Source organism: Skermanella sp. (genome assembly GCF_059503625.1).
The window spans coordinates 1-5966 of the sequence record NZ_JCACHA010001035.1; the positions used below are offsets into that span (position 1 = coordinate 1).

The window sequence follows — 5966 nt, forward strand, 5'->3', positions numbered from 1 at the left end:
TCCCCCTTCGCCCGGATGGCGGCGGCCGTCGTGCTGCTTCTGGCCGGTGGAACCGGTGGCTGGATGCTGCGCGATCCGGAACCGACAGTGGTCGAACAGCAGCAGCCGCCGCTCCAGAGCTTCGCCCAGGAAGCCGTCCAGGCCCATACCTTCTACGCGTCGGACAATCGTTTCGCGGTCGAAATGGGTGGCGAGGACCGGGGTGCGCTGGATAGCTGGCTGTCGGAACGGCTGGGACGCCGGATCTTCGGCCCGGATCTGTCGGGCGCCGGTTTCCGGCTGATCGGCGGAAGGTCGCTGCCGACCGCAACGGGCGTCGGTGCCCAATACATGTACGAGAACGATGGCAAGCGTCGCCTGACATTGTTCGTCGGTACGCCGAAGGCCGGGCAGGAAGCGGCCTTCAGCTTCGTCCAGAAGGGCGACGTGTCGATGTTCTACTGGGTCGAGGGATCGATCGCCTATGCGCTGATCGGCCGGCTGGACCGCGACCAGTTGATGAACATCACACAGACCGTCTATCGCGAGTTGAAGATTCGCAACGTTCCGCCGGCCCCTCCCCCTGCCGCACCGCCGCCGCCCGAGGCCGCCAAGCAGCCCCCGGCTGCCCAGCCAGTCGGGGACATTAAGCGGAAAGACATGTAACCTATGGCCGATGCAACCAACCTGCTTGACTGCGGTGATTTGACACAATAGGCTCCGGTTCATCGCTCGAGTTGAGCAGGCGAGGCAATAAAGAAAGAGGGCCGCACCAAGCGGCCCTCATCTTTTTTGCCCGCAGATTCTTCGGGCCAGATTCTTCGGGGAGGAAGAACGGCGCAATGTCCGACAGCCCGTTTCTGAAGTTCGACACGCTGAGCCTGCACGCCGGACAGCAGCCCGATCCAACGACAGGCGCCCGCGCCGTCCCGCTTTATCAGACGACCTCCTACGTTTTCCGCGATACCGACCATGCGGCGGCTCTGTTCAACCTGGAGCGCCCCGGTCATATCTACAGCCGGATCTCCAACCCGACGGTGGCGGTGTTGGAAGAGCGGATCGCGGCGCTGGAGGGCGGCGTCGGCGCCGTCTGCACCGCCAGCGGACAGGCGGCACTGCACCTTGCCATCGTCACGCTGATGGGAGCCGGCGGGCACATCGTCGCGTCCAAGGCCATCTATGGCGGCAGCCACAACCTGTTCACCCATACCCTGCCCCGCTTCGGCATCACGACAAGCTTCGTCGATCCGCGCGACCCTGCGGCATTCGGCGCCGCGATCAGGCCGGAAACGCGGCTGGTCTTCGCCGAGGTGATCGGCAATCCCGGTCTCGAGGTGCTGGACCTCCCGGCAGTCGCCGCGATCGCGCACGCGGCCGGAGTGCCGCTGATGATAGACAGCACCTTCACCACGCCGTACCTGTGCCGGCCGTTCGAGCATGGCGCCGACATCGTCATGCATTCGGCGACCAAATGGCTAGGCGGGCACGGCGTCGCCATCGGCGGTGCGCTGGTGGATGGCGGTGGGTTCGACTGGGAGGGTTCGGGCAAGTTCCCGACGCTGACTGAGCCCTATGCCGGCTACCACGGCATCGACTTCGCCGAGGAATTCGGCCCGGCGGCCTTCATCATGCGGGCGCGGGCCGAGGGTCTGCGCGACTTCGGCGCCTGCATGAGCCCGACCAACGCCTTCCAGATCCTTCAGGGGGTCGAGACGCTGCCGCTGCGGATGCGTGCCCATGTCGACAATGCCCGCAGGGTGTCGCAGTTCCTGGAGGGTTCCGATGCAGTCGCGTGGGTCCGCCATCCCGACCTGCCCGGCCATCCGGACCATGAATTGGCGAAGCGGCTGCTGCCCAACGGCGCCGGGTCGATCGTCACATTCGGCATCAAGGGCGGGCGCGATGCGGGGCGGCGGTTCATCGAGGCGCTTCGGCTGTTCTCCCATCTTGCCAATGTCGGCGACGCCAAGTCGCTGGTGATCCATCCCGCCAGCACGACGCACCAGCAGATGGATGCCCAAGCGCTGGCCGATGCAGGGATCGGCGAGGAAATGATCCGCCTGTCGGTCGGGCTGGAGGATGCCGGCGACCTGATCGCCGACCTTCGGCAGGCGCTGCGCGCCTCGCAGAAGGGTTGACCGGCCATGGAACTCACCGTTTCAGGCAACACCGTGTTCGCCTCCACCGGCGGGAAGGCTCTTGACCGTAGTCTGCCGCTGACCGTGCTGATCCATGGCGCCGGCATGGATCATTCCGTCTGGAGCCTTCAGACACGGTATCTCGCCCATCACGGACGCTCGGTGCTTGCAATCGATCTGCCGGGCCATGGGCGCTCCGGCGGGGGGCCCCTGGCGACGATCGAGGCACTGGCCGACTGGGTTCCGAAGCTGATCGACGCGGCGGGCTTCGAACAGGCGGCGCTGGCCGGCCACTCGATGGGGGCGATCACGGCGCTGGAGGCCGCGACGCGGCATTCGGAGCGGGTGCGGGCGCTGGCGCTGCTCGGCGTCGCGGAGCGGATGCCGGTCCATCCGGACCTGCTGGCCTTGGCGGCGGCCAACGACTACAAGGCCATCGCTATGGTGATCGGCTGGGGCTTCGGCACCCATCGCGGCGCTTCGGCCGCCCCCGGCCTGTGGCAGATCGGCGCGGGGCTGAGACTGATGCGGCAGGCGCGTCCGGGAGTGCTCGCCAACGATCTGGCGGCCTGCAATGCCTGGAAGGGAGTGCCGGACATCCGGTGTCCGGCGACCCTGATATTGGGAGCGTCCGACCGGATGACGCCGGCCAAGGCCGGCCGGGCGCTGGCGGGGAAGATACCCGGTGCGCGGACCGTGGTTCTGAACGGCTCCGGCCATATGATGATGGTCGAGGAACCGGATGCGGTGACGGACGCACTGATGTCGGTTATATGAGGCGCAGCAAGGCGATGGCGGCGACACCCGTCGCCATCGCGGCCAGGAAATTGCCGCTCAGGCGGGCTACGGCGAGGGTCAGCAGCCCCGCCACCCAACCCGCCGGGCCGGAGTTCAGCACCAAGGGGGCGCACAAGGCGGCGAAGACGGCGCCGGGGATCTGGCCCAGCCAGACCTCCAGGAAGCGAGACGGGCGCATGCGCTGGATCAGCCAGAAGCCGCCGGCACGGGTGGCGTAGGTCGCGAGCCCCATCAGGGCAATGACGGCGACACCTTGGTATTCACCGGACATGGCGCAATGCTCCCACCAGAGAGCCGGCCAGTGCGCCGCCCAGGATGTACCATGTTCCGGGTACGTAACGTTCCATGACCACGGCCACGGCGGCGGCGACGATCCAGGGGATCAGGTCGCCGCGTCCGCGCCAGAACCCGGCAAGCAATGCCACGAAGAAGGCGGTGCCGAGGAAATCGATGCCGTAGCGGTTCAGGTCCGGCAACATCTCGCCGAAGATGCGTCCCAGGATCGTGCCGGTATTCCAGAACAGGAAGAGCGTCAGGCCGCTGCCGAGCAGGAAAGCGGCGTCCCGCCCGCCGTTGCGGATGTCGGCGACGCTGAGACCCCAGGACTCGTCGGTCATGAAGTACAGGCTGCCATAGGCTTTCCAGGACGGGATGTGCTTAAGCCACGGTCCGAGCGTCGCCCCCATCAGGATGTGGCGCGCGTTGATGACGAGCACGGTCGCGATGAGGGCGCCGACGGGGAGAGGATCGCCCCATAGTTCGACCGACAGGAACTGCGACGCGCCGGCAAAGATCCAGGCGCTCATCAAAGCGGTTTCCAGCAGCGTCAGGCCGTTCTGTCCCGCGAGGAAGCCGTAGAACACGCCGAACGCCAGCCCGCCGGTGGCGACGGGGAGAGTCCGCAAGGCTCCGGCAGCAACACCGGCGCGGGTGAAGAGAACGGGCGAGTTGTTTGTTTCAGACATTTGAAAACGCTGTTTTTAAAATAAGATTACACATTGATGCGTGGATTTAAGCGGTTAATGCCAATTAGGTCAACATCATTGTCATTTAACGCTGCGTATGCCTGACATGTGCGGGATCGCCATCCGGTCCAGGATGAAATGCGTCAGCCGTTCGGCCGCCGGAGTTGCCGCGCCGAACCGGGGAACCAAGGCGATCGAGCTGTCGGGAAGCGGCGGGAAGCCTTCGTCCGGCGTCAGCACCCTCATGCCCGGCAGGATCGTGCTGCGCGCCAGCGCCGTGACGCCCAGCCCGGCGACCACGGCGGCCTGAAGGGCGGAGACGGCGGCGCTGGTGCAGCGGATCTCCCAGGAACGTCCCATCTGCCCCAGTGCCGCGAGCATGAAGCGCCGGTAGAGGCAGGGTGCCGGCGATACCGCAAGGGGGACCGGTCCGTCCCGTACGTCGACCCAGTCGGCCTTCGCGACCCAGTGGAGCGGTTCGCGCCAGATGGTGGTGCCGGGATCTTCGCCGGGAACGTGCTTCACCAGCACAAGGTCGAACAGCCCCGCCTCCACGCCGGATTGCAGGACGGCGGATGAATCGACGGTGATCTCCGGCGTGACCGTCGGGAAGGAACGGACGAACTCGGCCAGGATATCGGCGAGGAACTGGGACGCGAACTCCTCTGCCGTGCCGAGCCTGACGGTGCCGCGCACGGGCGGCATCACCAGCCTTCCGACCGCCTCGTCGTTGATCGACAGGATACGCCTTGCATAGCCCAGCAACTGTTCGCCGGCGGGAGTCGGGACGACGCTGCGGCCGCTGCGGTCGCACAGGCGGGCGCCGACCAGATCTTCCAGGCGCTTGATCTGAACACTGACCGCCGACTGGGTCCGGCCGAGCAATTCACCGGTACGGGTGAAGCTGCCGGTGTCCACCAGCGTCGCGAAGGCCCTGAGCAGATCGACGTCGAGGTTTGGCGGGGGCGGGGTATGACGGACCGGCATGCGGCTGATCAACCTTTTGAATTTTCACATCTCTTCCGCAGGCCGTAGTGTTCTCTCCGGTGACGGACGTGTTTCACAACAACGGCGGTTGGGAACCCGGAGTTTCAATGTTCAAAAAATTCGCATCCGAGATGGTTGCCCTGCCCGGCGGCGACTTGATGGTCGCAACCGGCGGCAGCGGTCCGCCCCTGCTCCTCCTGCACGGCTATCCCGAAACCCACGCGGCATGGCACCGTATCGCCCCGGAACTTGCTGCGCGCTTCACCGTCGTCATCCCCGACCTGCCCGGCTACGGCGACAGTTCAGGCCCGCATGACGGCGATTATTCGAAGCGAGCCATGGCACGGGCGATGGTGGAACTGATGACGGAACTCGGCTTCGGCCGCTTCGCCGTGGCCGGGCATGACCGGGGCGGCCGGGTGGCCTATCGTCTGGCGCTGGACCACCCGGACAGAATAACGCGGCTTGCGGTTCTGGACATGGTGCCGACGCTGGATATGTGAGAAATGATGGACGCCGGCATGGCGCTGGCGGTGTACCATTGGCTTTTCCTTGCGCAGCCTAACGGGCTGCCGGAAGCCGTGATCGGCGCCGCTCCCGACGAGTATTTGCGCAGGACGGTTCGTGGATGGTGCGCCGATCCCGACGCGATCGACCCCGCCGCCTTCGAGGAATACCGGCGCTGTTTCAGGAAACCCGGCGTCATCCATGCCGTCTGCGAGGACTACCGGGCGGGAGCCGGCATCGACCGGATGCACGACGCTGCGGACCGGGAGGCGGGCCGGCGCATCGGCTGCCCCGTGCTGGCGCTGTGGGCCAGCCATGACACGGACGGACGTCCCTACGATGCACTGGAGATCTGGCGCCGCTGGGCGGACGACGTGACGGGACGGGAGATCGCTAGCGGGCACTTCCTGCCGGAAGAGGCGCCGGGCGCCGTGCTCGCGGCATTGCTGAGCTTCCTGGATCGGTAAGCACGGTGTATGACGGGAGGCGAAGACACGGCAGGGGAGCAGGGGACGTGACTACCGATATCGAAAGCCGGGAGAAGTACCCGCACTATCTGGCGATCCCGACGCGCTGGATGGACAACGACATC

General features: G+C 66.2%; 8 protein-coding genes. 5 read left to right on the forward strand and 3 right to left on the reverse strand.

The annotated features are described in order from the left end of the window. From AC5JJ6_RS37640 to AC5JJ6_RS37650, 3 genes are all read left to right on the forward strand, one after another. Positions 1–645 (forward strand): anti-sigma factor family protein (locus tag AC5JJ6_RS37640; RefSeq protein ID WP_496046943.1); only part of this gene is annotated, 645 nt, incomplete at its 5' end. A 176-nt stretch (positions 646–821) separates the two neighbouring features. After that, positions 822–2117, forward strand: a complete 1296-nt coding sequence (locus tag AC5JJ6_RS37645; protein ID WP_496046944.1) for an O-acetylhomoserine aminocarboxypropyltransferase — start codon at positions 822–824, stop codon at positions 2115–2117. 6 nt (positions 2118–2123) lie between these two features. Then, a complete protein-coding gene (locus AC5JJ6_RS37650) occupies positions 2124–2894 on the forward strand; it encodes an alpha/beta fold hydrolase (protein ID WP_496046945.1) in 771 nt (256 codons plus the stop codon). On the opposite strand, the gene AC5JJ6_RS37655 is transcribed toward AC5JJ6_RS37650, so the two are convergent. From AC5JJ6_RS37655 to AC5JJ6_RS37665, 3 genes are all read right to left on the reverse strand, one after another. After that, complete coding sequence (locus AC5JJ6_RS37655) at positions 2887–3186, reverse strand: AzlD family protein (RefSeq protein ID WP_496046946.1); 300 nt, start codon at positions 3184–3186, stop codon at positions 2887–2889. The two genes, AC5JJ6_RS37650 and AC5JJ6_RS37655, sit on opposite strands and share 8 nt — an antisense overlap. Next, complete coding sequence (locus tag AC5JJ6_RS37660) at positions 3176–3880, reverse strand: AzlC family ABC transporter permease (RefSeq protein ID WP_496046947.1); 705 nt, start codon at positions 3878–3880, stop codon at positions 3176–3178. Before AC5JJ6_RS37660 ends, AC5JJ6_RS37655 begins: the two co-directional genes overlap by 11 nt. An 81-nt stretch (positions 3881–3961) precedes the next feature. Next, positions 3962–4867 (reverse strand): LysR substrate-binding domain-containing protein, encoded by a 906-nt coding sequence (locus tag AC5JJ6_RS37665; protein ID WP_496046948.1) that lies wholly within the window; start codon positions 4865–4867, stop codon positions 3962–3964. A gap of 107 nt (positions 4868–4974) precedes the next feature. Here AC5JJ6_RS37665 and AC5JJ6_RS37670 point away from each other — a divergent pair, with 107 nt between their 5' ends. Both AC5JJ6_RS37670 and AC5JJ6_RS37675 read left to right on the forward strand, forming a co-directional pair. Then, a complete protein-coding gene (locus AC5JJ6_RS37670) occupies positions 4975–5370 on the forward strand; it encodes an alpha/beta fold hydrolase (RefSeq protein WP_496046949.1) in 396 nt (131 codons plus the stop codon). A 3-nt stretch (positions 5371–5373) separates the two neighbouring features. Then, complete coding sequence (locus AC5JJ6_RS37675) at positions 5374–5841, forward strand: alpha/beta fold hydrolase (protein WP_496046950.1); 468 nt, start codon at positions 5374–5376, stop codon at positions 5839–5841. Positions 5842–5966 lie beyond the last annotated feature (125 nt).

Bases quoted from the DNA above. Each gene is read 5' to 3' on its own strand.
- AC5JJ6_RS37670 (WP_496046949.1), top strand. From the start codon at position 4,975: ATGTTCAAAAAATTCGCATCCGAGATGGTTGCCCTGCCCGGCGGCGAC.
- AC5JJ6_RS37655 (WP_496046946.1), bottom strand. From the start codon at position 3,186: ATGTCCGGTGAATACCAAGGTGTCGCCGTCATTGCCCTGATGGGGCTC.
- AC5JJ6_RS37675 (WP_496046950.1), top strand. From the start codon at position 5,374: ATGATGGACGCCGGCATGGCGCTGGCGGTGTACCATTGGCTTTTCCTT.
- AC5JJ6_RS37660 (WP_496046947.1), bottom strand. From the start codon at position 3,880: ATGTCTGAAACAAACAACTCGCCCGTTCTCTTCACCCGCGCCGGTGTT.
- AC5JJ6_RS37650 (WP_496046945.1), top strand. From the start codon at position 2,124: ATGGAACTCACCGTTTCAGGCAACACCGTGTTCGCCTCCACCGGCGGG.
- AC5JJ6_RS37665 (WP_496046948.1), bottom strand. From the start codon at position 4,867: ATGCCGGTCCGTCATACCCCGCCCCCGCCAAACCTCGACGTCGATCTG.
- AC5JJ6_RS37645 (WP_496046944.1), top strand. From the start codon at position 822: ATGTCCGACAGCCCGTTTCTGAAGTTCGACACGCTGAGCCTGCACGCC.